Source organism: Kitasatospora sp. NPDC008115 (assembly GCF_042957205.1).
In the GTDB taxonomy this organism is placed as follows: Bacteria; Actinomycetota; Actinomycetes; order Streptomycetales; family Streptomycetaceae; genus Kitasatospora.
Genome location: NZ_JBIBHU010000017.1, coordinates 56,042 through 81,196, shown reverse-complemented (window position 1 = coordinate 81,196; position 25,155 = coordinate 56,042). Strand labels below are relative to the sequence as shown.

At 73.8% G+C, this 25,155-nt stretch carries 16 protein-coding genes; 3 read left to right on the top strand and 13 right to left on the bottom strand.

The window, feature by feature from the left end; translation table 11 throughout:
- Positions 1-17: 17 nt before the first annotated feature.
- The 3 genes from ACFZBX_RS21840 to ACFZBX_RS21830 all read right to left on the bottom strand — a co-directional run bounded on the left by ACFZBX_RS21840 (position 18) and on the right by ACFZBX_RS21830 (position 9,187).
- The gene (locus ACFZBX_RS21840) at positions 18-734 is read right to left on the bottom strand and encodes a hypothetical protein (protein WP_391535428.1); all 717 of its coding nucleotides are present in this window, start codon (positions 732-734) and stop codon (positions 18-20) included.
- A gap of 103 nt (positions 735-837) precedes the next feature.
- Positions 838-1,248, bottom strand: a complete 411-nt coding sequence (locus tag ACFZBX_RS21835) for a hypothetical protein (RefSeq protein WP_391535427.1) — start codon at positions 1,246-1,248, stop codon at positions 838-840.
- Between the two features lies 1 nt (position 1,249).
- Positions 1,250-9,187 (bottom strand): ricin-type beta-trefoil lectin domain protein, encoded by a 7,938-nt coding sequence (locus ACFZBX_RS21830; RefSeq protein ID WP_391535426.1) that lies wholly within the window; start codon positions 9,185-9,187, stop codon positions 1,250-1,252.
- Between the two features lie 385 nt (positions 9,188-9,572).
- Here ACFZBX_RS21830 and ACFZBX_RS21825 point away from each other — a divergent pair, with 385 nt between their 5' ends.
- Entirely contained in the window at positions 9,573-9,797 is a 225-nt protein-coding gene (locus ACFZBX_RS21825) for a hypothetical protein (RefSeq protein ID WP_391535425.1), read from the top strand.
- On the opposite strand, the gene ACFZBX_RS21820 is transcribed toward ACFZBX_RS21825, so the two are convergent.
- Positions 9,798-11,366, bottom strand: coding sequence for a glycerol-3-phosphate dehydrogenase/oxidase (locus tag ACFZBX_RS21820; protein WP_391535424.1), 1,569 nt, complete (start codon positions 11,364-11,366; stop codon positions 9,798-9,800). It lies immediately after the preceding gene.
- Positions 11,367-11,422: 56 nt separating this feature from the next.
- Positions 11,423-12,022, bottom strand: a complete 600-nt coding sequence (locus ACFZBX_RS21815; protein ID WP_391535423.1) for a TetR/AcrR family transcriptional regulator — start codon at positions 12,020-12,022, stop codon at positions 11,423-11,425.
- Positions 12,023-12,042: 20 nt separating this feature from the next.
- On the opposite strand from ACFZBX_RS21815, the gene ACFZBX_RS21810 reads away from it, so the two are divergent.
- Together ACFZBX_RS21810 and ACFZBX_RS21805 are read left to right on the top strand one after the other, a co-directional pair.
- A complete protein-coding gene (locus ACFZBX_RS21810; protein ID WP_391535422.1) occupies positions 12,043-13,668 on the top strand; it encodes an FAD-binding oxidoreductase in 1,626 nt (541 codons plus the stop codon).
- Entirely contained in the window at positions 13,665-14,624 is a 960-nt protein-coding gene (locus ACFZBX_RS21805) for a diacylglycerol kinase (protein WP_391535421.1), read from the top strand. The genes ACFZBX_RS21810 and ACFZBX_RS21805 overlap by 4 nt, the downstream gene beginning before the upstream one ends.
- A 79-nt stretch (positions 14,625-14,703) precedes the next feature.
- Here the strand turns inward: ACFZBX_RS21805 and ACFZBX_RS21800 are convergent, their stop codons facing one another.
- The 8 genes from ACFZBX_RS21800 to ACFZBX_RS21765 all read right to left on the bottom strand — a co-directional run bounded on the left by ACFZBX_RS21800 (position 14,704) and on the right by ACFZBX_RS21765 (position 25,153).
- On the bottom strand, positions 14,704-15,033 hold the full coding sequence (locus tag ACFZBX_RS21800) for a hypothetical protein (protein WP_391535420.1): 330 nt from the start codon (positions 15,031-15,033) through the stop codon (positions 14,704-14,706).
- Positions 15,034-15,116: 83 nt separating this feature from the next.
- Entirely contained in the window at positions 15,117-16,475 is a 1,359-nt protein-coding gene (locus tag ACFZBX_RS21795; RefSeq protein ID WP_391535419.1) for a DUF2252 domain-containing protein, read from the bottom strand.
- 177 nt (positions 16,476-16,652) lie between these two features.
- The gene (locus ACFZBX_RS21790; RefSeq protein WP_391535418.1) at positions 16,653-18,281 is read right to left on the bottom strand and encodes a multicopper oxidase family protein; all 1,629 of its coding nucleotides are present in this window, start codon (positions 18,279-18,281) and stop codon (positions 16,653-16,655) included.
- Positions 18,278-18,871 (bottom strand): hypothetical protein, encoded by a 594-nt coding sequence (locus tag ACFZBX_RS21785; protein WP_391535417.1) that lies wholly within the window; start codon positions 18,869-18,871, stop codon positions 18,278-18,280. The genes ACFZBX_RS21790 and ACFZBX_RS21785 overlap by 4 nt, the downstream gene beginning before the upstream one ends.
- 405 nt (positions 18,872-19,276) lie before the next feature.
- Positions 19,277-21,913, bottom strand: a complete 2,637-nt coding sequence (locus tag ACFZBX_RS21780; RefSeq protein ID WP_391535416.1) for an FtsX-like permease family protein — start codon at positions 21,911-21,913, stop codon at positions 19,277-19,279.
- Positions 21,910-22,707 (bottom strand): ABC transporter ATP-binding protein, encoded by a 798-nt coding sequence (locus ACFZBX_RS21775; RefSeq protein ID WP_391535415.1) that lies wholly within the window; start codon positions 22,705-22,707, stop codon positions 21,910-21,912. Before ACFZBX_RS21775 ends, ACFZBX_RS21780 begins: the two co-directional genes overlap by 4 nt.
- 228 nt (positions 22,708-22,935) lie before the next feature.
- Positions 22,936-23,724 (bottom strand): aminotransferase class IV, encoded by a 789-nt coding sequence (locus tag ACFZBX_RS21770; RefSeq protein WP_391535414.1) that lies wholly within the window; start codon positions 23,722-23,724, stop codon positions 22,936-22,938.
- A 43-nt stretch (positions 23,725-23,767) separates the two neighbouring features.
- Positions 23,768-25,153, bottom strand: a complete 1,386-nt coding sequence (locus ACFZBX_RS21765; RefSeq protein ID WP_391535413.1) for a pyridoxal-phosphate dependent enzyme — start codon at positions 25,151-25,153, stop codon at positions 23,768-23,770.
- Between the last annotated feature and the right edge of the window lie 2 nt (positions 25,154-25,155).

Below are 25,155 nucleotides of genomic sequence, written 5' to 3'. Positions count from 1 at the left end.
CCCACCGACCCGCCACCTCAGATACGGCGACCCGAACTCGTCAACGTACAGCCCCGACTCCCCACGCCCAATGCGGAGCGCAACTCGGAGACGTCGAACCCCGACCGCCGGTAGTCGTCCAGCACCTCTTGCCTCTCCGCCGCAAGGTGCTTCCGCTCCCTCAGGTCGCAGTACTCCTGAACAATCCGCTCTGCGCAGTCCCGCAAACCGAGCCTCCGCGCCATGAGATACGCCTTCACCAGACGGCTCTCCCGGTTCCTCACGTACACCCCGAGGTTCATCCGCCCGAACCGGACCGCACCATTGGGGTCGGACATGAGCTCGACCAACTCCCGGGGGCTCAAGGCGAGGAGTCCCCTCGCCTCCCCCACATCCTCGACGATCTCCCCGGGCAGGCCGTCCCGCACGTCGCCGATCCGGTACTGCGCCCCCTCCGGCCGCCCCTTGGCATCCACCCGCAGAGCACTCCGCAACGGCACCCAGAACCCGAACTGCCCGAACTTCTCGACCGCACGGTCCGGATAGTCCACCGAGACATCGACAAAGATCTCGACAGCAGGGAACCGGACGCATCCACGCCCTGGTTCCACAAGCGCTCCCCTGACCGCCTTGACGAGCACCCGCGACGTCAGCCCGCCCTGGAACGAGCACACCCCACCCCTGACGACGAACCCCTCACCGAGCACGCCGGCCGCCAGGGCCCGGGCAACACCCGGAGCCGTCCACTTCCCCATGACACTCCCTTCCACCCCCATCATCACCGGGAGCCGGACACACCTCGGCCGCGGAGAGGATCCTCTCCGCGGCCGAGGTCAGGATACGTCCCGAAGGAAATCGCTAGTCGCGGTCCAGAATGCTCCGCTCCCAGTCCGTCGGGTCGTCCGTGTAGGTACGGCTGTCGGCCCAATCGCCCTCGGGCAAGGAGACCCGGAGGGTGAGCAGGGTTCGGGAGCGGTTGAGCGAGAGTGCGACCTCCCGGCGCACGATCAGGTCCAGGAACTCAAGGACCCGGTGCACGGGGACCACATCGATCACGTACTCCTCGAACAGGACCCTGGCTTCGCGCCGGTCCTCCCGCAGCATGACGACGAACTCATGGCCTGTCGAGTGCTCCAGGTAGAAGTCGACGACCCTGGGATCCGCCACGGCCTCGACCAGTTCGACGTCCGGGAAGCTCCCGGACCCCTCGATGGCGGCCGCGAGGTCCTCGACCGAAAGGATCGGCGGAGTCCTGCTCGGTTCGGTCACGTTACCTCCACGGCCCGTTGAAGAGATCGAACTTGTGTCCCGCCACCTTGACGCGGAACACCGTCCGGGCCTTCTGCTTCTTCTTCGAATGGGACTGCCCGGGGTGGGCCCGGAACTTGACGTCCTTCCCCTTGAAGTTCGTCCGGACACTCCAGCCGGCCGCCCACTTGTGCTGATTGCCGGGCGGGTTCAGGAGACCGGGCTTCTTGGCTCCGCCGACCGTGTCACCGAAGAGCCTCGACTTCGTTCCGATGACCGGCATCCGGAAGAGCCGCACGCCCACCCTGGAGTCCTTGAAGATCGCGTTCGGCTTCCTCGTCGTCTTGGAAGCCGCCGCGAGCCCGGCGTGGACCCCCGTCTTGACCGAGGCCTTCACCGTGGTTGCCGCTGCGGCGACCGCCTTCACGACCGGTCCGGCACCCACCGTGGCCGCGACCGCCGTAATCGCCATCTCGGCGGCCTTGGCCCAGTTGCCCGTGGCCGCGTAGGAGACCGAGGAGACCGCTGCCGAGACCGCTCCGATGGGTCCGGGGATGTTGGAGGCGATCTCGGCGACGACGGCGACGACCTGGACCGTCTTCTTCAGCCACTTGGGCATGCCCCAGTTGCCGTCGAGGTCGGTGCAGTTGACCGGGTCGCCGGTGCAGTAGTCGTAGGCACCGGCGTTGCCGCCGGGGACCGGGTCGATCTGCAGGAAGCGTCCCAGGGCGGGGCTGTAGAGGCGGGCACCCATGAGGATGTCGCCGTCGAGGGCCTCGGCGGAGCGCTGCTTGCCGCCGAGCCACCCGTACCGCGCGGTGGCCTGGCCGTCCTGGGGGATGCCGAACTCGTCGAAGTCGAGGACGACGGGGGTGGTGAGCGCGGTGTCGGTGGTGATGACCACCGAGCCGAACAGATTGGTGAGCTGGAGCCGGATGTCGCCGGTCCCGCTGGTGGTGGCGGTGAGGTCGCCGTCGGGGCCCGAGACGTTGCGGGTCAGGGTGCCCTGAGCGGTGTCCTCGATCGTCCAGCGGACCTCGTCGGAGTCGTCGCCGTAGTGGTTCAGCTTCGACGTGGCGCCGGCCCAGGAGCCGTCCGCCTGCTTCTTCGACGTGGTGAACGCGGTCAGGCGGTGGGCGGCGTCGACGGCCCACTCCTGCTTGGTGTCCCCCTTCTCCTGGGCGGCGACGCGGTCGTTGGCCCAGTAGGTGTTGGTCGCGCCGGTCGCGGTCGTCACCGTGCGCCCGAAGGCGTCGTAGGTGAAGCCCGCGTCGATCAGACGGTCGGCGCCGTCGTAGGTGTGGTTCTCCGCGACCGCTCCGGTGGTGGTGCACTCGCCGGACGCGCCCTGGGGGGACGTCTGCTTGGACAGCCGGTTGGAGCGGGCGTCGAAGGCGTACTGGCGGGTGACGCAGCCGGAGGCGACCGTGGACTGCTCGGCCTTCACCAGCCGGCCGAGCCGGTCGTACTGGTATGTCCGGGTGGCGGTGGAGCTGGTGTCCTTGGCCACCTGGCCCTGGGTGGAGATGTCGGTGGTCTGGGCCCAGATCACCTTGTTGTCGCTGGTACGGGTGTAAGTGCGGCTGGTGGCCTCACCCACCGCGTTGGTGGTGTCCTTGCGGACGATCCCGCCGGGGTAGGTCTGCTCGACCAGCTGGCCGTCCGGACCGTACTTCGCGGTGAACTCACCGGCCACACTGTCGTTGACGGAGGTGACCAGTCCGCGCGGCTCCTTCGCGCGGTCGTACGTGTAGGTGGTGAACCCGGTCGGGTCGGTCACCTTGACGGGCTTGCCGAACTTGTCGAACTCCGAGGTGGTGGTGCCGCCGTCGGCGTCCGTGTACGAGATGAGCCGGCGGAGCTGGTCCATCACCCGGGTTAGCGACTTGCCGCCGGCCGTCGTCTTGACCAGGTTCCCGGTGGCGGGGTCGTACTCGGTGGTGACCTTCGGCAGCGCCTTGCCCTCGTCCGAGGTGATCTCGGTGGAGGTGATCCGGTCCGCGCCGTCGAAGGTGGTGACCGTCTTGCGGGACTTGCCCGCGTTGGTCTCGGTCACCTCCTCCGCCTCGCCGGAGGGCGAGTAGCGGGTGACCCGCTTGACCGGCAGGGTGGTCGGCATCCGCGTCGCGTCCGCGTCGGCGACGGCGCCGCCCGGACCGGTGACGCAGGGCCGGCCCGCCCACTCGGGACGGTTACCGCACGCGGCGTCGTCCGGGTTGGCGCCGGCGGTGTAGAACACCGACTTCACCGTCCCGGCATCGGTGCCCGTGGAGCCCGGCTTGCGGGATTCGAGGGCGCGCCCCGAGGCGTCGTACTTCACCGTGGACGTCAGGTTGGCGCCGCCCGGGGCGGCGTCGGTGGTGACCGACGTCGCGGTCTTCAGCGTCCAGCCCGACGTCCCGCCGATCGGGGTGCCGTAGCCGTTCTTGGTGACCCGCAGTTCGACGTCGTCGGCGTAGCCGTCGATCCGGGCGCCGTCGGTCTGGGTGGTGACCAGGTGGTACGCCTGGCCGTCGGGCTTCCCTTCGTCGTAGGTGTTGGTGTTGTGGTCACGCGCCACCACCGAGGTCCCGGCCAGGAGCGTCGGGTTCACGGTGGTCTTGGTCAGCGTGACCGTGTCCAGGCCGGCGTGGTAACGCGCGCCGCTGCTGGCCGCGTTGGTGTCGGTGATGGTGAGCTTGAGCTCGTGGTCACCACGCGCCAGGTGGATCGGCGTGCCGACCGTGTAGGGGACCACGACCGGGTCGGCGGAGTACTGGTCGATCGGCTGGCCGAGGTTCTGGCCGTCGATCGCGAACTGCACGATCCCGTGGTCACCGTTCTTGGTCTGCTGACCGGAGAGCAGGTAGTCGCCCTCCTCCGGCACGTTGACCCGCACCACGTCATAGCCGCCCGGGGCGGTCGCCCGCACGCTGAGGTGCGCGCCACCGGACCAGAGCAGGCCGCAGCAGTCGTTGTCGATCTGGACCGGCACGGTGGCGCCGAGCTGCGGCAGCTTCTCGGCCTCCGAGGTGACGGTGACCGGCGTGGTCTGGCCGTTCACCTGCTCGGCGAGCGAGGCGCGGTAGACCGGGCCGAGGGTCTCGACGACGTCGAGGCCGTCCGCGCTGTAGGTGGTGCGCGAGTCCAGGAGCCGGGCCCGGGACTTGGTGATCTCGGCCTTGCGCGCCTTCTGCTCGTCGGTCAGGTTCGCGGCGAGCAGTTCGGCCGGGATCTGGGGCAGGCCCAGTTCGGCGGTGAAGCGGTCGGCGTCCGGGTAGGTGCCGAGCGCGATCGCGCGGTTGGTCGCCTCCAGGGTGCGGACGGCATGGCCGTAGCGGTCGTACTCGGTGGTGTCGATGTCACCGCCGGCGGTGACCGACGGGCTAGCCGTGTTGACCTCGTTGCCGGAGGCGTTGAGGTAGTGGACGGTGGCCGGCTTGTAGCCGTTCGGGCCGGGCTTGACCGCCGTGGCGGTGTTGGCACCCGGGTCGTCCTCGGGACCGAACACGGCCGTGGCGTCGGTGGGCGCGTCCAGCTGCGCCCAGGTGGCCGTCTCCGCGCCGGACAGGTCGTACGGACCGCCCGCGCCGACGGTCAGCGGCACCTCGTAGACGACGTTGGTCGTGACCTCGCCGTTGACCTGGTCCTTGCTGCCCTGCGCCAGGGCCGCGCGGCGGACCTTCAGCAGGCGCCCCGGGTCCTGGTCGGCCGCGGCCTGGCCGTAGTCGAAGTTCCACGGCAGCTCACCGGCGGCACCGATCCGGGTGACCCGGCCGTCCGCGTCGTAGCTGTACGTGGTCTTCAGCGGCTGCGCCAGGCGCGGGTCCCAGACCTGGGCCAGGCGGCCCTTGTCGTCGTACACGTAGTGCGCGACCTCGACGGCCTCCTGCTGCGACGTGGCCGGGTTCCACGACCAGACCTTCGCCGAGCGGATGCGGTCCACGTAGTCACCGGACGTCGTGGCCGTCGCCGTGGTGACCTTCGCGTAGTCGTACTCCATGACCTCGCAGCCGCGCGGCAGCGGGGCGACCGAGCAGTGGTTGGCGTCGTCGACGCCCGGGTCGACCGGCGGGATCACACGCTTGACCAGCGAGCGGCCGTCGGCGGTGTCGTACTGGTACCGGGTGGCGGAGGCCGCCTCCGGACCGATGTCGGCGATGACCTGGTAGATGTTCGAGCCGGCCTGGCGGGCGAAGACGGTCTTGGAGCCGTCCAGCTCGCTCAGCTCGTAGGTGGTGCCGTTGGTCTGCACGTCCCAGACCTGGTTGGCCCCGGCCCAGCACGACCAGATGGTGGCGCCGTTGTAGGCGTCCAGGCACTTGCCCGAGTGGCGGTTCACCAGGATGCCGTTGGAGTGCACCTCCCACTGCTGGTTGTCGCCGCCGTTGCAGCCCCACAGGGTCAGCCGGGTATTGTCGGCCGAGACGCCCCACGGGTTGTCGAGGCAGTAGCCGAGCACCCGCAGCGTCAGGTCGTCGCCCCGGGTCCACTGCTGGTTGGTCGCACCGGTGCACGGCGCGCTCTGCAGCACCGCGCCGTTGCCCGCGGAGCCGTTCGGCACCTCCAGGCACAGGCCGTTGGTGTTGAGCACAATCGCACCGGAGGTGGCCGGCACGGCCTTCAGGGTGAGCGACTCGGCGCCCGGCTCCGGGAACAGCGTCCCGTCGGTGCCCTTGGCGAAGGTGATCGCCGTGTCGTCGTTGCCCTTGATCTCGACCAGGTCGGACTGCGGGAACGACAGCGAGCGGTAGTCGGACCCGGCGCCCGCGTCGGGGCCGCCGGCCCACTGCGGACCGAACGGCGCGACGATCTCCTTCAGCGACAGGTCGTCGAAGAAGACCTCCTTGCCCGTGCCGGGCAGGTTGCCGTTGTAGAGCCGGAACCACGCCTGGTCGGCGTCCTTCGGAACGGCCATGTCGACGGTCAGCTGCTGCCAGCCGTCCGTGAACGAGGCCTTCTTGGAGGTGGTCTGGCCGTAGCCGGCCGCGGTGTGGTACAGACCGGTGAGGGTCAGGCCGCGGTCGGCGAGCGGGTTGTCCAGGCCGGTCGCGCCGGGAACGTAGATCCAGCCGGTGAGACGGTACGTCTTACCGGGCTGCATGCCCTGGGCGAGGGTGTACTCCGGGCCGACGGCCGCGTAGCTGTCCCAGCCGCTACCGGGCTTGACCAGCAGCGAGTCGGTGGAGCTGTCGTGGCCGCGGGCGGTCGAGCGGCTGATGTCCGCCTGGCCGGGGGTGAAGCCGGTGAGGTCGGTGCCCACCTGGCGCTGATTGGCCGTCAGGCGCTCGCCCTGCGGCTGCCACCCGCGCGCGAGGTCGCGCGATGAGGAGGTACGGGCCACCGACATGCCGAACTCGTTGGCGTCGGTGACGTTGACCGAGTAGTCACCGGTCAGCAGGTTGACCGAGCCCGGGCCGACCTCGCTGGAGGCCGCGCCGTCGGCGTTGCGGTCCACCGTGATGGTGTTCCACACGGTCGCGTAGCCCGCGCCGGAGCCGTCCTGCGGGAACAGCCTGGCGCGGACCTGGAGGACGCCGCCGACGTTGCCGAGCGTGTCGACGACCGTCCAGTTGGCGTGCGGACCGAGGTCCGACAGCAGCGGCTTGTCCTCGGTGACCGGGGTGTTGTCCGCCTTGGTCAGGTTCGTCCGGGGCACCGTGTACTCGGTGGCGCCGGGGCCGCGGCGGTACTCGTAGACCACCCGCTTGAACTGCGCCTGGGCGTCGACGGACAGCTTGACGCGCTTGGCCGACTGGCTGCCGTTGACCGGCGAGCTCAGACCGGCCTGGCCGACCTGGAAGGTGTAGACCGTGGGCGGGGACAGGTTGCCCGCACGGTCCTTGGCCTGCACGCTGAGCACGCGCCGGCCCTCGGTGGTCGGGGTGATCGACGTGGTCAGCGCCGCGGTGGCGTTGACCGTGACCGGGGTGCCGCCGTCCAGCGTGTAGACGTAGGCGGTCAGGTCGTCGGTGCCCTGCGGGGGCGTGAAGGTGAACGCGCCGGCCTGGTTGGCGGCGCCGTGCCACAGCGTGTCCGACGGGTAGTCGGCGGAGGTGACGAACGGCGCGCCGGGCTTGACGGTGTCGGCGATCAGGTGGGTGCCGACCCAGCCGGAGCGGGACTTGCCGTCGTCCAGCATCGCCCAGATCGAGTACTGCACGCCCTCGTCGAGCCTGGCGAGGCCGTAGTCGGACGGGCGGACGGTGGCGAGGGCGCCGTTCGGGGTGGGCCTGGCGATGCTGCCGATGAAGGTGCTGCCGCGCCACAGGTCCAGGTAGACCGTGAGCGCGTCGCTGTCGACGTCGGCGGCCTGCACCTGGAAGCGCGGGTTGGCGTCCGGGGTGTAGGCCGGGTTGCCCGGCTGCGAGGGCTGCACCTGGACGGTGGCCGGGGTCGCCGGGACGGTGTTGTAGGTGACCGAGATGTACGGCGGGTAGTCGCCCTCGGCGGAGTCGAACTTCTTCCAGGAGAGGCTGCTGGACTCGTCCGCCGCCTTCAGCAGGAAGCCGTAGTCGTGGTAGCCGAACTGGGCGAAGTGCCGGATCATCCCGGTGACGTCGGCCTTGGCCCACACCGAGCCGTCACCGGCGGTGCAGTGGTGGGTGTCGCCGCCGTCGTTGTCGTAGGTGTCGTTGGACGTCGCCCACTTGCTCTCCGGCTGCGGCATGTTGTTCCACCGCATCCAGCCGGCCGCGCCCGGCGCGTTCCAGACCTCCCACTGCTTCGCGATGCAGGAGGAGGAGTGGAAGTTGTACAGGTTGAGCGTGGCGCCGAGGATCTGCTTGCCGTTGAAGTCGGCACCCGGGATCGTCAGGAACGAACGGGCCCGGACCGAACCGTCGTAGCTGCCCAGCTTCAGGAGATCGGCCGACGAGTTGTCGGAGTTCTCGTTGTTCTGGATGTAGGTGTCGAAGGTCGTGGCGACGTCGGCGATCGGGTCGACGGTGACCGGGTACTGGGTCCGCGCGTCGGCGAGGAACGCCGCGTCCGGGGTGAACACCAGCTCGGTGTCCGCGCCCTGGCCGCGCAGCTCCATGGTCACCGGGGCCCGGTTGAGGTGCTCCTGCGAGGCCTCGTCGACCGTGGCGTCCCACATGACCGGCGCCGGGATCCTGACGGCCTGCTTGCCGGTGGCCTTGTCCAGCAGCTGGATCGAACCGTCCGGCTGCGCGGCGACGTCGAGGCCGGTGGTGTCGAGCGGGAGCGTGAACGTGCCGGCCTGCGAGATGGCGGAACGATTCTTCACGATCAGGAACTGCTCGAAGCCGGTCCTGGTCGCCTGGAGGACGAGGTCGACGCCGGGGCGGGCGTCGACGTAGGTCGCCTTCTTGCCCTCCAGCCTGGGCTTGGGCAGCCTGCCCAGCCAGCCGAAGGAGATCTGCTGGTCACCGGAGCCGATCGAGGCCATCGGCTGCTCGGCGAGCGCCGGCGCGGCCGGGTCGGCCAAGGGGCTCGACGGGGGCAACGGCTGGTCGGCGGACGGCTGGTCGGCGGACGGCTGGTCGGCCGACGGGGCGGCGGGAGCCGCCTTGGCCGCGGCGGCCCCGGGAGCCCCGGGAGCCGCCGGCAGGCTGTCGCCGGTCGTCACCCCCGCGTCGCCGCCCGCGAAGACCACGCCCTCGGGGTGCGCCTTCGGCGCGACCTTGCCGTCGGACGTCTGCACCAGCGTGGTGTCGACCGGCACCCAGGCGTCGCCGACCTTCATCCGGACCTGGCCGACGGACCGGTCCGAGGTCAGCGTCCCGTCCGGGTTCGCCCACAGGGTGGTGAACTCGGTCCGTGCCTTGGTGACCTCGATCCGGCGGCCCTGGAGGCGGGCCGCCAGCAGGGCGGACGCCTCGTCGGTCGCCTCGGCCGTGGGGGACGGAGTGGTGTTGGGGGCGGGCGCGGCCTCGGCCGGCGCCGCCGTCAGCGCGTCGAACGCGACACCTGTCTGCACCAGTAGACCGAGCGTCAGGACGCCCGATATCCGGCGCATCCAGCGCGAAGAAAAGGCCCCGCCCGCGAACGCGGACGAGGCTCGTGAGAGTTGTGACATCGGCCCTTCCGAAATGTCGTCAAAGAGCTTGAGTGGCTTACCTAAAGCCGAGGCACAACCTCTCACTCACAGCAGCTTCTCAGGGGGCTTTCAGATGACGATCAGATAACAGATCGCATGCCATCGGTCACACCGGGTAGTTTTTCCTGTCAATGTCGGCTTTTTGACAAGATCATTCCCCTTGCCGTGGATCGGAGCACTTTGCCGGATTGGTCGTAGACTGACTTCGGTTCCGCCGGATTCGCCGGGAGGTCCCCATGCGCCAGCGGCACAGCTTCCACCTCGACCGGGGTGGGCACTCCGTCACGGTGAACGTCCGGTCCGGTTGGATCACCGAGCCGAGTTGCTGGTGGACGGCAAGGAGGTGGCCTTCCACCGGGTGCACGGTCACGGGGTGTATCCGCTCACGCTCGCCGCCCAGCTCGCCGAGGAGCCGCCGCTGCCGGTGGCGGTGCGGCTGGAGCGGACGGGCGAGCCGGAGCGGCCGTTGCGCTGCTCGCTTGAGCTGGGCGGGGCGGTGCACCCGATGGCGGAGAAGACCGAACGGTAGCTACGCCTTGGCGGCGATCTCCTCGACGGCGGCGCGGGCCCGCTCGGCGTCGGCCGGGACGAGGCCGATCCGGGTGCGGCGGTGCAGCACGTCCTCGGCGTCCAGCGCGCCCTCGTGGGTGAGCGCGTACGCGATCTCGGCGCGGGTGACGTCGATGCCCTCGGCGACCGGCGCGCCGTAGCCGGCGCCCAGCCGCTCCTCCCCCACCGCCAGCACCTCGCACGCCGCGCCGCCGTGCCGGGCGAGCAGCGAGGCCGCCACCTCGCCCTCCGGCGCCGGGCGGCTGTCGCGGTGACCGGGTGCGCCGACCAGCGGCAGGCGGGCCGTCCAGCAGGCGCGGGCGGGCAGCCCGCGCAGGCGGACGGCGGTGTCCACGGCGTCCTCGGCCATCCGGCGGTAGGTGGTGAGCTTGCCGCCGACCACGGTGATCACGCCGTCCGGGGACTCCAGCACGGCGTGCTGCCGGGAGAGGTCGGCGGTGGCGCCGTCGCCGGTGTCGATCAGCGGGCGCAGCCCGGCGTACGCGCCGAGCACGTCGTCCCTGGTCAGGGCGGTCTCCAGGGCGGTGTTCACGGTGTCGAGGAGGAAGTCCAGCTCGGCCTCGGTGGGCTGCGGCTCGTCCGGGATCGGGCCGGGCGCGTCCTCGTCGGTGAGGCCGATCGCCACCCGGCCGAGCTGCTGCGGCAGGGCGAAGACGAACCGGCTGGTGGAGCCGGGGACGGGCACGGTGAGCGCGGCGTCCGGCCGTCCGAGCGCGGCCGCGTCGACCAGCAGGTGGGTGCCCCGGCTGGGGCGCAGCCGGATGGACGGGTCCACCTCGCCGGCCCAGACGCCGGTGGCGTTGACGACGGCGCGGGCGCCGAGCAGGAACGATTCGCCGGTCACGGTGTCGGTGAGCCGGGCGCCCGTGCCGGTCACCCGCTCGGCGCGCACCCGGGTCAGCACGGACGCCCCGTACTGCGCCGCCGTCCGGGCGAGAGCCACCACCAGGCGTGCGTCGTCGACGAGTTGGCCGTCATGCGCGACCAGCGCGCCGGACAGCCCGGCGGCGCGCAGGCCCGGCACCAGGGCGCGGGCCCGTGCGGCACCCACCCTGCGCACGCGCGGCAGCAGCCGGCCCGGGGTGCCCGCGCTCAGTCGCAGCGCGTCGCCCGCGTGGAAGCCGGCGCGGACCAGTGCGGCCTGCCCCGGCTTCATCAACCCGTCGAGCAGCGGCACCAGTTGGGGCAGCGGGCGGACCAGGTGCGGGGCGGTGCGGGTCATCAGCACGCCGCGCTCGACGGCGCTCTCCCGGGCCACGCCGACCCGCCCCGAGGCGAGGTAGCGCAGGCCGCCGTGGACGAGCTTGGAGCTCCACCGGCTGGTGCCGAACGCGAGGTCGCGGGCCTCCACCAGGACCACGGTCAGCCCGCGGGCGGCCGCGTCCAGCGCGACGCCCGCGCCGGTCACGCCGCCGCCGATCACCAGCAGGTCGACGGCCGGGCCGGCGGCGAGCGCGTCCAGCTCCGACTCCCGGCGGCGGGCGGTGAGGCGGGTGGTTCCGGCGAAGGGGCCGGCGGTGGTGGTCATCTGCGGCCTCCGTGGCGATCGAACTGCTGACGGTCGGACTGCTGGCGGTCGAGGGGTCAGGGCGCGAGGTACCCGTCGAGGGCGCGGGCGAGTTCGCGCCGCCAAGCCGCCTCGGGCAGCAGCGCGGCGACCATCCGGTGCGACTGGACGGTGGACTGGGCGATCAGCAGCACCATCGCCGCGAGTTCGAGCGGCTCGCCGGCCCGGATCGACCCGTGCTGCTGCCCCTGGACGATGCCGGCCCGCAGTGCCTCCAGCAGCCCGCGCTGGCTGGCGCCGAGGCGCTCGACCACGTACTCGAAGAGCAGGTCGGAGTCGGCCGAGCGCAGCAGCGCGCCGAGCACCGGGTGGTCGCGCAGCCGGACGGCCACCTCGACCACGCCGTCGACGAACGCGGCCCGGTCGGCGCCGCCGAGCCACACGGCGTCCCTGGTGGCCCCGATCTCCCGGGTGAGCAGCGCGCCGATCACCGCCCGGACGTCCGGCCAGCGCCGGTAGACGGTCGGCCGGCTCACTCCGGCGCGGCGCGCGATCTCGGCCAACTGGGTTCGGCCGACGCCGAGTTGGACGATCAGATCGGCGGCGGCGTCGAGGATCGCATCGTCGGTTCCGCGCTCGCGGGAGCGCCCGCCCAGGGGCTCGTTACTACTTGACATGATGTGTAAAACTGTAACGCATGACCCCCGAGAAGCAAGCAGCACCGGCCGGTGCGGCCGGGCTGCCCCTCCCCCCGATGAAGTGGGACGCCTGGGGCGACCCGGCCCTCGCCAAGGAGCTGTCCGCCGACATCAAGGGCCTGCTCGCCGCCGCCCTCGGCGTCACCGGCGACGCCGCCCCCGGCCCGGACGCCTCGGAGGTCGTGCTGCGGCCGTCCGCCCTCTCCCCCGAGGACCTCGCGGCGCTCGCCACCGCCGTCGGCGAGGCCCACGTCAGCACCGCCGACGCCGACCGCCTCCCCCGGGCCGGCGGCAAGTCCACCCCCGACCTGCTGCGCCGCCGCTCCCGCGAGCCGCAGGACGCGCCCGACGCCGTCGTGCTGCCCGGCGACGAGGACGAGATCGCCGCGCTGCTCGCCGTCTGCGCCGAACGCCGCATCGCCGTCGTGCCATTCGGCGGCGGGACCAGCGTCGTCGGCGGCCTGGAGCCGGAGCGCGGCACCTTCGCCGCCGTCGTCTCGCTCGACCTGCGCCGCCTCGACCAGTTGCTCGACCTCGACGAGACCTCCGGCGAGGCCCTGCTCGGCGCCGGCCTCACCGGCCCGGCCGCCGAGGCCCTGCTCGGCGAGCGCGGGTTCGAACTCGGCCACTACCCGCAGAGCTTCCGCTTCGCCACCATCGGCGGCTTCGCGGCCACCCGCTCCTCCGGACAGAACTCGGCCGGCCACGGGCGCTTCGACGAGATGGTGCGCGGGCTGCGCGTCGTCACCCCGGCGGGCGTGCTGGACCTCGGCCGCGCCCCCGCCTCCGCCGCCGGCCCCGACCTGCGCGAGCTGTTCCTCGGCTCGGAGGGCACCCTCGGCGTGATCACCGCCGTACGGGTGCGCGTGCACCCCGTGCCGGCCGTCAAGGCGTACGAGGCCTGGTCGTTCCCCGACTTCGCCACCGGCGCGGCCGCGCTGCGCGCCGTCGAGCAGCAGGGCACCGGGCCGACCGTCATCCGGCTCTCCGACGAGGCCGAGACCATGATCAACCTCGCGATGACCGAGAAGATCGGCGGCGAGCCCGCGGTGACCGGCTGCCTGGCCGTCACCGTCTTCGAGGGCACCGCCGAGCAGGTCTCCGCCCGCCACCGGCTCACCCGCGCCGTGCTGCTCGCCGCCGGTGGCAGCCCGCTCGGCGAGGCGCCCGCCCGGGCCTGGGAGCACGGCCGGTTCAACGCCCCGTACCTGCGCGACTCGCTGCTCGACGCGGGCGCGCTGTGCGAGACGCTGGAGACCGCCGCCAACTGGCAGCAGCTGCCGGCCCTGCGGTTCGCCGTCACCGCCGCGCTGACCGAGGCCCTGCCCGGCGCCCTGGTCCTGTGCCACATCTCGCACGTCTACCCGACCGGGGCCTCCCTCTACTTCACCGTGGTAGCCGCCCTCGGCGAGGAGCCGCTGGAGCGCTGGGCCGCCGCCAAGCGTGCCGCCGGCGACGCCATCGTCCGCTCCGGCGGCACCATCACCCACCACCACGCCGTCGGCACCGACCACCGCCCGTGGATGGCCGACGAGATCGGCGACCTGGGCGTGCGCGTGCTGCGCGCGGTCAAGGCCGAACTCGACCCGGCCGGCATCCTCAACCCGGGCAAGTTGATCCCATGACCGGCCGGAGAACCATCGCCCGCGTCGTTCTCCTCACCAACCCCGCGGCGGCCGCCGGCCACGCCGAACCGGCGGCCCACCGCGCCACCGCCCGCCTGCGCGCCCTGGGCATCACCGTGGACGCCCGGGCGGGCGCCTCCGCCGCCGAGTCGCTCGCCCTCGCCCGCGCCGCGGCCGCCTCCGGTTCCGGCTCCGGCTCCGGCTCCGGTTCCGGTTCCGGTTCCGGCTCGTGCGACGCCCTGGTGGTCGTCGGCGGCGACGGGATGATCAACCTCGGCCTGCAAGCCGTCGCCGGCACCGGCACCCCCCTCGGCGTCATACCGGCCGGCACCGGCAACGACCACGCCCGCGCCCACGGCCTCCCCCGCGACGACCCGGAGGCCGCCGCCGACGTCATCGCCGCCGGCCACACCCGCACCGTCGACCTCGGCCGGGTCACCGCCGACGACGGCACCACCCGATGGTTCGGCTCCGTCCTCGCCGGCGGCTTCGACTCCCTCGTCAGCGACCGCACCAACCGCCTGCGGTGGCCGCGCGGCCGGCTGCGCTACCACCTCGCCATCGCGGTCGAGTTCGCCAACCTCCGCCCGCTGCCGTTCCGGATCACCCTCGCCGACGGCACCGAGATCACCCGCGACCTCACCCTCGCCGCCGTCGGCAACACCACCAGCTACGGCGGCGGCATGCTCATCTGCCCCGACGCCGACCCCGCCGACGGCCTCCTGGACGTCACCCTGGTCGACGCCATGCCACGGCTCCGCGTCGCCCGCTTCTTCCCCACCCTGTTCAAGGGCACCCACGTCCGGCACCCCGAGGTCACCACCCACCGCACCCCGTCGCTCCGCCTCTCCTCGCCCGGCATCACCGCCTACGCCGACGGCGAGTTCATGGCCCGCCTCCCGATCGAGGTCACCGCCGTCCCGGCGGCCCTCCACCTGCTCGTCCCCGCACCCTGAGCGGACCTTCCCGGCGCACCCCGCAACGGGCGCCGGGTTCAGTGGACCGGCCGCCCTCGACTCCCGGCGACGGCAGGCGCTACGGCAGCTCCAGCGCCTGCCACTCGAACCCGTCACCCCACCCGGGCTCCCGCCGCGCCCAGGCGGTCATGACGGCGATCACCGGCTCCGCGTCGTCGAGGATCACCTGGAAGTGCCTGTCCGGCCCACCGTCGCGGTACTCCAAGGTGTACTCCTCCCCCTCCTCGTGCCACACCTGGACGTACACGTCCGGCTCATCGGGTATCCGCTCGACCACCAGGAACCGGTCCCGCTTCGCCCCGATCCGCCGCACCAGCCCCGCCAGCGCCTCGACGCCCGGCTGCCGGTGGCCCTCGTCGTTTTCCGTCCGCACCGTGATCTCCAACATGACCGCAGATCCTGGCACGGACCACTGACAACGCCTCCGCAAGGGCCACCCCCGCGGGCCCGGGGAGCCGGGGGCGGGGCCCCTCAGACTCCGCGCCGGGCGGCCAGTGCGCCGTCGTCGATCGCCGACTCCAGTGCGGCGTGGTCGGCGGTGGTGCGGTCGGCGTACTGGAGGGCGAAGTCGGCGATGGCCTCGGCGAAGGTGTCCGAGCCGCCGAGGTAGCCGGCGATGGCGATGCGGTCGCCGGAGCGGGCGTGGGCGCGGGCCAGGGCGCGGCCGCAGAGGTCGGCGTAGGCGCGCAGGTCGCGGGGGGTCATGCCGGCGACGTCGGCGGAGCCCTTCATGTCGCGCAGCTGGCGGCCGTAGAAGTAGCGGCCGGCCGGGCCGGTGGTCCAGCCGAGGAAGATGTCGCTGGCCGCCTGGAGCAGGCGCTGGCCGGTGACCACGCGGTGCCCGCCGTGCACCACCGGGGCCTCGGCGGGCGGGCGGGTGGCGGGCAGGTGCTGCTCCAGGACGGACCGCCCGGCCTCCTTGATCTGGAGGAACAGCGGGTCGCTCTCGTCGCGCCCCTCCAGCAGGAGGATGAAGCAGCGGGTGCCGACGCTGCCGACGCCGACCACCTTGCGGGCGGCGTCGGCCAGCCGGAAGCGGTCGAGCAGGACCCGGCGGTCCTCGGCGAGGGTGGCCCGGTAGTCGCCGAAGATCTTGCCGACCCGGCGCAGTTCCTCGCGCGGGACGGGTTCCAGCAGCGGCGGGTCGCTGACGATCCGGCGCCGGCCGTCCTCGCCCTGCTCGGTGAGCTTGCCGAAGGCCTGGAGGCTGGTGCGGCGGCGGGCCTTGTCGAGGGTGGCCTCGACCCGCTTGCGGCGGCTCCTGCGGACCAGCGGCAGGAGGTCGTCGGTGTCGATCCGGGCGTACCAGACGTCGAGTTCGCCGAGGCCGGCGAGCCGGCGCACGGCGAGGGCGTAGCCCTGCGCGGCGGTGAGCGCGGCCCGGCGGGCGTGGTCGTCGCCGTGACCGTTGTCGCGGGCGGCGACGGCCACGCTGGCGGCGAGCCGTTTGACGTCCCATTCGAAGGGGCCGGGGTAGGTCTCGTCGAAGTCGTTGACGTCGAAGAGCAGCGCCCGCTCCGGGGAGGCGTACACGCCGAAGTTCAACAGGTGGGCGTCGCCGCAGAGCTGGACGGTGATGCCGGTCTCGGGGACGGCCGCGAGGTCGGCGGCCATCACGGCGGCGGCGCCGCGCAGGTAGGCGAACGGCGTTTCGGCCATCCGTCCGTAGCGGATCGGGTTGAGGTCGGTGAGCCGGTCCTCGGCCTGCCCCTCCAGGACGGCCAGCGGGTCGGGCCGGTCGGCGGCGGGGATCCAGCGGCCGTGGGCGGAGCGCGGGATGCGGTCGCGCGCGGCCCGGCCGCGCCGCCGGCGTTCGGTCGGACTGGTCATCTGCGACTCCTCGGCATGGCGCTCCGGGGCGGAACGGCGAATCGGCCCTCCGGGTGACGCTAGGGCAGCGGCGGCAAGGCGGCATGTCGGGGCGCGGGCCCTGGCGCGCGAACGCAAGGGCGGGCGTCCGGGACGCCCGCCCACGCTCCGCCGAACGGGTGACGGCGGCTTCGCCCGTCACTCCACGACGAAGTCCGCCATCATCGCCATGTCCTCGTGCTCCAGGTTGTGGCAGTGCAGCATGTACGACCCCGGGTAGTCGGCGAACCGCACCAGCACCTCCACCGCCTCCGCCGGCCGCAGGTCCACGGTGTCCTTCCAGCCCTCGTCGTACGGGCCCGGGTCGCGGCCGTTGCGCGACAGCACCTGGAAGGAGTTCAGGTGCACGTGGACGGGGTGGTGGACGTCGCTGAAGAACCGCCAGACCTCGGTGCCGCCGAGCGCCGGACGGGCCAGCGCGCGGCCCGGCCGGTAGCCCTGGTTGTTGATCCTCCAGTCGCCGTCACGGCTGCGGCGGAAGCCGAAGACCCGGGTGGCGACGGCGGCCTCGGGGTCGAGCCGTTCGAGGGTGCAGAGCCGCTCGGGCACGGCCGAGTCGTCGCTCACCGGGCTTGAGCCGACCTCGAAGAGCATCACCTCCTCGGTCCGCCCGCCGCCGAAGCGGTTCATCAGCCGGACCGAACTGCCGGGCGGGTAGCGGGAGAAGTCCACCACCAGGTCGAAGCGCTCGGCGGGCGCGATCTCGACCGCGTCGTGCGCGACGGGCTCCTCCAGCAGGCCGCCGTCGGAGCCGATCTGGACGAGCGCGTCGCCGCCGGGCGGCTGCGGGTCGAGCTCCAGCCGGTAGACCCGGGCGTTGGAGGCGTTGAGCAGGCGCAGCCGGTAGCGGGCCCGGTCCACCTCGGCGCGCGGCCAGGGGGCGCCGTTGACCAGGACGACGTCCCCCAGGACGCCGTTCATGTACTCGTCGGTGACGCCCGGGACGGCGAGGTCGGGGTCGGTGGCCGGGTAGGCGAAGGAGCCGTCGGCGGCGAAGGCGCGGTCGGCGAGCATCAGCGGCAGGTCGCGGTCGCCGCGCGGCAGCGGCAGGGCGTCCTCCTCGTCGTCGTGGACCAGGTGGAAGCCGGTCAGGCCGCGCCAGATCGCCGGGCCGGTGAAGCCCATCCGGTGGTCGTGGTACCAGAGGGTGGCGGCGCGCTGGTGGCCCGGGTAGGTGTAGTCGCGGGTGCCGGTGAGGATGCGGGCGGGGTAGCCGTCGGCGTCCATGCCCTCCATGCCGAACATGCCTGACATACCTGACATGCCTGACATGCCGGCCATCGGATGCGCGCCGGCGTGGGCCGCGAGGTGGTCGTCGGACGAGCCGGCCGGGAGCAGCAGGTCCACCGGGTAGCCGTCGCTCTCCGCCGGGGTGTGGCCGCCGTGCAGGTGGACCACGGTGGGCACCGGCAGCTCGTTGCGGTGGCTCACCACGGTCCGGCGGCCGGAGCGGGCGGAGATGGTCGGCCCCGGGTAGGTGCCCCCGTACGTCCAGGCCTCGGTGCGCAGGCCGGGCAGGATCTCCAGCGCGGCGACCTGCTGGGTAAGCTCGTAGTGGTCCGCGGTGTCGTCGGAGCGGACCGGGGCGAGCACGGCTGGCACCGGGAGCGGCACCTCGAAGGGGTCCGGCAGCGGGACCTCGCTGCGCAGCAGCCGCCCCGGGCGGCCCTCGGCCAGCAGCCGGGCGGTGGCGGGGACGGTGAAGGCCCCGAGGGCGCCGGCACCGAGCACGGCGGCGCCGGCGCCGAGGAACCGGCGGCGGTTCACGGCGCCACCTCCACCGGGCCGCCGGCGCCGGCCCCCGTCCCGGAGGGCCGGGGCAGCCGGCCCGGTCCGTCCTCGGCCGTCACCGCCACCGGTGCGGGCGCGAGCGCGGACGCCGGCGCGGACGCCGTCAGCGGCAGCCGCCAGGCGCCGACCAGGCAGAACAGGTGCGCGCTGACCAGCAGCACCCCCAGCGTGACGTGCACGCCGACCGCCCGCTCGTAGCCGGTCCCGGTCTGCGCCCCGTCCGCCAGCAGCAGCAGTGCCGCCGCCGCGAGCGGCCACCACGGCCCGCGCTCCCCCGTCGGCCCCGCGGCCCGGCGCACCAGCGCGGCCGCCAGCAGCTGGACGATCAGCACGCCGCCCAGTGCCATCGCGGCCACCCCGTGCGCCCGCAGCGCCTCGTAGTGGCCGTTCAGGAAGCCCGCGGCCAGCACCGTCCCGGCCAGCACCAGCGCGGCCGAGGCCGTCGTGGCGCCCCGCAGCAGGAGCCGCGGCAGGCGGACCGCGGGGGGCGCCGGCGGACGGCCCGACGAACGGGCCGAGGGGAACAGCGGCAGGCGGGGCGTACGGATCACCGGGGGACTGCTCAACGGTCGGCCTTCTCTCTGCCGGGCGCGCCGGGGCGCGGTGGGCGCGCGCGCCGGGGAGGCGGGCATGCCGGACGCGCTCGGCGCGAGGGGTGGGCGGGACAGGCGCCACGGGCACACGCCACCGGGACGGGCGCGGGCCGCGAGCGCGGCTGATCACCCCTCAACTATCCGCGCGCCGCCGTCGCTTTCCGGCCGACGACCCCGTTATCCCGTCTGTTCAGCGCGGCTTTGTCACCCGAACGGGCGGTGCGCCGCCCCGCACGCACCGCCCGTTCAGGCCCCCGGAAGGCCGAGCCCCGGAAGGAAAGGACCCCGAAGGCAGAGGGCCCCGGCCCACCGGCGACACCCCCGTCGTCGCCGGTGGACCGGGGCCCGGCCCGTAGGTCCTGCCCCTGTTCTCCCTCGCTACTGCTTCCCGCCGCTCGCGGCCACCGGGCTCAGCCGCAGCAGCGCCCGGGCCGGCAGCCCCGTCGCGGCCAGGCAGAGCACCACGGCGCCGGCCGCCAGCGGCAGTGCCGTCCCGGCCGGGACGTACGGCGTCACGCCGGCGATGCCCCGGGTGATCGGCACCAGGGTGAGCCAGGCGATCACCGAGCCGACGCCCAGCCCGGCCGCGGCCACCAGCAGCGCCTCCCAGCGCATCATGTGGCGCACCTGCCGCCGGGTGGTACCGGCCAGCCGCAGCAGCGCCACCTCACGGCGCCGGTCCAGCACCGTCATGACCAGGGTGTTGGCCGCCGTGACGGCGGCGAACCCGCCCAGTACGCCGGCCATCACGGTGTTCGCCCAGGAACCCATCTCCTGCGACTTGTCGGCCTGCGCCGCGAAGCCCGCCCGGTCGGTCACCGTCAGGCCGGGAACGCCGAGGCCGGACAGGCCCTTGGCGACGGCGGCCCGGTCGGCGCCGGGTGCGTCCGCGACCAGCACCTGGTGGTCGTAGGCGGCGGTGACGTGCTCCGCGACCGCCGCCCGGGGCAGCAGCACCTGGCCGAAGCCGAGCCCGCGCTCGTAGGTGGCGACCACCAGGGCCTTCGCCGGCGTGCCGTCGCCGAGCCAGAACGGGACGTGCTCGCCGACCTCCACGCCCAGCGCGGAGGCCAGGTCGGTGGCGAGCGCGACGGTGTCGGTGGTGCGGCCCAGCCCGTCCAGCGAACCGCTGCGCACGCCGAGGTCGAGCACCTCGGGGAGCCGGGACGGGTCGCCGGTGATGCCCAGCGCGGTGGCGGAGAGCAACTGGTCGCCGGTCCGGTAGACGATGCCGGTGCGCAGCACGCCGACGGCCGTGTCCACCCCGGGCACCTTGGCCGCTCGCTCGACGACGCCGACCGTGGCGGGCGTCCCGCTCGTTCCCGACGCGGTCGTTCCGGACGCGGTCGTTCCGGACGCGGTCGTTCCCGGCGCGGCGACCGGCAGGCCGGGGCCGGTGGAGCCGAGCACGTGGTCGGCGGTGATGCCGGCGCGCACCTGCTCGCCGGTCTCATGCCGGATGGTGCTCTGCATGAACAGCAGCGTGCCGCAGAAGGCGGTGACCATCACGATCGGCGTGATCGCGGAGGCCAGCCGGCGGGCGTTGGCCCGGGCGTTGTCGGCCGCCAGCGAGCCGGGCGCGCCGCCCGCCCGCAGCGGCAGGCCGAGCACCCAGGCCGCGGCGCGGGCCACCCACGGGCCGAGCAGGGCGACCGCGACCAGGAAGGACATCACCACGCCGAGCGCGGTGTTGGCGGCGTTCTCGCCGTCCAGGCCGGCGGCGACACCGGCGAGCGTCACACCGCCGGCCGCGAAGAGCACGCCGAGGACGGTGCGGACGATGCCGAGCCGGGCCGGTTCGACGGCCGCCGCGCCCAGCGCCTGGCCGGCCCGCATCCGCGCGGGGCGGCGGGCGGCGAAGTAGCCGGCGGCGAGGGCGGCCAGGGTGCACGCGGCGACGGCGACGAGCATCGGGATCGGTCCGACGGACAGCTCGACGTCCGCCGGGACGGCGCCGCGCTCCACCATCCCGTCGAACCACCAGCGGGCCAGGCCCACGCCGGGCAGGATGCCGAGCGCGGCAGCGAGCGGCGCGACCAGCATCGCCTCGGTGGCGATGGTGCGGCGGATCTGGCGCGGGGTGGCGCCGACGGCGCGCAGCAGGGCGAACTCACGGGCCCGCTGACCGGTCGCCAGCGCGACGGTGGAGATGACCACGAACACGGCGGTCATGGTGGCGGTGCCGCCGAAGGAGCCGCCGAGGGCGATGAGCATCACCTTGCCCTCGTTGAGCAGGGGCTGCTCGACGACGCCGCGCCCCTTGCCGGTCAGCACCTCGGCGGTGCCGCCGACGGCCTGCTTCACCTGGGCGGTGAGGGCCTTGCGGTCGATTCCCTCGCGGGGCTGGACGGCGATGGCGTCGACCCGGCCGGGGTGTCCGGAGAGGCGGTCGGCCTGCTCGTCGGCGAACCAGGCGGTGGGGCCGGCCTGCTGGGAGGCGGCGAGGCCGGCGATCCGGTAGGTGCCGGTGCCGCCGGGGGCGGTCAGCGCCACGGTGGCGCCCGGCGCGAGGTGGGCGGCGCGCGCCGTGTCGGCGTCCAGCACCACCTCCCCCGCGCCGGGGGCGCGGCCCTCGACCAGCTTGTCCTGCGGGCCGGCGATGCCGAGCGCGGCGAAGCCCCGGCCGGTGAGCGCCTGGGGTGTGGCGGCCTGCGCCGCGTTGTTCTGCGCGCCGCTCTGCAACGGGAACGCGGTGTCCGGGCGGGCGGCCGCGACGCCGGGCTGTGCGGCGATCGATGCCACCAGCCCCGCGTCCACCCGGGCGCGCTCGGACAGCGGCTGCTCGTGGGTGTCGGAGTCGTCGTTCTTCTTGTAGGTGATGCTGACGTTCGGGTCGGCCGCCACCACGACCGGCGCCTCGGCGTACCGGACGGACGGCACCGAGGCGGTGATGCCGGTCTGCAGCAGCGTGCCGCAGCCCATGATCACGGCGGCGGCGAACAGCAGCGCCACGAAGGTGCCGACGAAGGACGCCGGGCGGAAGCGCACCGAGGCGCGCGCGAGTCCGTTGCTCATGCCGCCGCACCCACCGGGCGCACGGTCAGGCCGACCATCCGGTCCGCGACCGTCTTCGGGTCCGGGTGGTACAGCTCGTCGGCGAACGCGCCGTCGGCCAGGAAGACCACCCGGTCCGCGAACGAGGCGGCCACCGGGTCGTGGGTGACCATGACGACGGTGGCGCCCATGGTGTCCACCGCGCGCCGCAGCAGGCCGAGCACCTCGTGGGCGGTCGTGGTGTCCAGCGCGCCGGTCGGCTCGTCCGCGAACAGCACGTCCGGGGCGGTGATCAGCGCGCGGGCGATCGCCACCCGCTGCTGCTGACCGCCCGACAGCTGCCCGGGGCGCCTGCGGCCGTGGTCGCCGAGGCCGACCCGGGCGAGCAACTCCTTGGCCTTGGCGCGGTCCTGGCGCACCCCGGCGAGGCGCTGCGGGAGCAGCACGTTCTGCAGCACGGTCAGCGAGGGCAGCAGGTTGAAGGACTGGAAGACGAAGCCGATCCGGTCGCGGCGCAGCTTGGTGAGCCGGTCCTCGCTCAGCTTGGTGATCTCCTCGCCGCCGAGGTACACCTCGCCGGCGGTCGGCCGGTCCAGGCCGGCCGCGCACTGCAGGAAGGTGCTCTTGCCGGAGCCCGACGGTCCCATGACGGCGGTGAAGGTGCCGTGGCCGAGCGCCAGGTCGATGCCGCGCAGGGCGTGCACGGCCTCGCCGCCCCGGCCGTAGCTGCGCCGGACGCCGCGCAGCTCGATCGCGGCGTGGGCGGCGGGGCGCCCGGTCGGCTCGGGCTGGGGGCGGGAACGGCGGGGTGCCATGGTGGGGCCTTCCTTCGTGGATCGTCGCCGGTCGTCGACGTGTTCCAGGCTAGGAAGGCGGGGTGCGGCGGACCATACGGGCCGCTGGCGGACCGGGGGTGGGGTTATCCCCCCGTCCGTGCTCCCGGTGACGCCAGTCGATGACGGGTGCCGGTCGGATCCGCGCTGATCGGATCCACTCCGGCCGGATCCGCTCCGGTCGGATCCGCGCTGATCGATCCGCTCCCGTCAGATCCGCTCCGGCGCGACCCCCTCGTAGGCGGCGCGCAGTTCGGCGACCACCGGGTGGGCCGGGTCGAGGGCGGTGCCGTCGACCGCCGCGAGCGGGCGGACGCCGACGCCCGCGTTGACGGCGACGCCGGCGACGAAGCGGCCGAGGCCGTCCGCGCTGACGGGCCCGCGCCGCTGCGGGCCCCGGTGGGCGCCGGTGAGCAGGGCGGCGGTGACACCGGGCAGCGCGGCGGCGTCCGGCCAGACCAGCTCGCGGCCGTCGTACAGCGCGAGGTTCCAGGTAGCGCCCTCGGTGACCCGGCCCGCCTCGTCGATCAGCAAGGCGTCGTCGTAGCCTTCGAGTTGGGCGAGCCGGCGCTGGTGCAGCAGGCCGAACAGGCCGACGTGCTTCACCTCCGGCAGCTCGCGCCGGTACGCGGCGGTGCGCACCCGCAGCGGCCCGGGCACGGCGGCCGACGCCGGGCGGGTGGTGACCAGCAGGTGCGGCACGGCGGGGGCGGAGGGGCGTTCCAGGCCGAGCGCCGGGTCGAACACGGTGACCCGGACGATCACCGGTGCGCCGTCGGCCGGCAGCGCCCGGCGGATCCGGGCGCGCACCTCCTCCCGGTCCAGCGCGGCGCCGAACACCGTGCGGCAGTCGCGCACCAGCCGGTCCAGGTGCAGCCCGAGGCCCCGGGTGCCGCCGGCCTCGGCCCGCAGGGTGGTGAAGTGCCCGTAGTTGAGCAGGCCCAGCGCCGCCAGCCGGGCGGGGTCGGCGGGGGCGCCGTCGATCTCGATCTCTGCCATGGCGTCGAGTCTCCCAGGGGCCGTCTCCGGGGGCGATCCGGCACTACGCCGTGAGCGCGGGCCGCGGCAGCACCCCGGCGGCCCGGCCGTCCACCAGCACCAGCACGCCCGGGTGTTCCGCCCCGAGCGCCGCGCGGGCCTCCGCCGGCGACTGCCCGACGCCCACCGCCGGCAGCGCCGGACCGAGCAGGGCGCCCAGCGGAGCGTCCGGCCCGGCGGTGCCGTCCGCGAGCGCCGCCGCCAGCACCTCCCGGGACACCGAGCCCACCACCTCCGCCGCGCTCACCCCGTACGGGCGCGCCGCCCGCGCCAGGACCGCCGGGGCGACGCCGCCCGGCACGCCGCGCAGCGCCCGCACCGCCTCGCCGACCGTCGCACCCGCGTCCACGGTGACCAGCGGACCGGCGCCGGCGAGCAGCGGACGCAGGCTCTCCGCCCCCTCCAGGAAGCCCCACTGCCGCATCCACGAATCGCTGTGCACCTTGGACAGGTAGGAGCGGCCCGAGTCCGGCAACAGCACTACGACCAGGTCCTCCGGCCCCAGCCGGCGCGCCACCCGCAGCGCCGCCGCCACCGCCGTGCCGGACGACGGCCCGGCCAGGATGCCCTCCTCGCGCGCCAGCCGGCGGGCCGTCAGCAGCGACTCGCGGTCCGGAATGCGCTCGAAGGCGTCCGCGACGTCCTCGCGGTAGGCCTGCGGCCAGCGGTCCTCGACGGTGTCGGGGTGGATGAAGTGGCCGATGCTCTCGACGTAGTACGGGCTGCCGTCCCCGCCGCCGTACACGGAGCTCTCGGGGTCGGCGCCGATCACCCTGACCCTGCCGCCGGAGACCTCCTTCAAGTGGTGGCCGGTGCCGGTGATGGTGCCGCCGGTGCCGACGCCCGCGACGAAGCGGGTCACCCGGCCGCCGGTCTGCTCCCAGATCTCGGGGCCGGTGGTGCGGCTGTGGGCGTCGGGATTGGCCTGGTTGTCGTACTGGTCGGCGAGCCAGGCGCCCGGGGTCTGCTCGGCGAGCCGGCGGACGACGTTGAACAGGTGGGCCGGGTCCTCCAGCGGGACGGCGGTCGGGGCGAGCACCACCTCGGCGCCGTACGCCCGCAGGATGTCCGCCTTCTCCGGCGCCGCCCGGTCGGCCACCCCCGCGATCACCCGGTACCCGCGCTGGCGGCCGACGATGGCCAGGCCGATGCCGGTGTTGCCCGAGGTCGCCTCCACGATCGTCCCGCCGGGCGCCAGCAGCCCGTCCCGCTCGGCGGCCAGCACCATGGACAGCGCGGCGCGGTCCTTCACGCTGCCGCCGATGCTGAGGAACTCGGCCTTGGCGTAGACCGGCGCGGCGAGGCCGGCGCCGAGCCGGGCGAGGCGGAACAGCGGTGTCCCGCCGATCGCGTCGAGTACGGATTCGTGCACGGCGGGCCTGGTGGGCATGG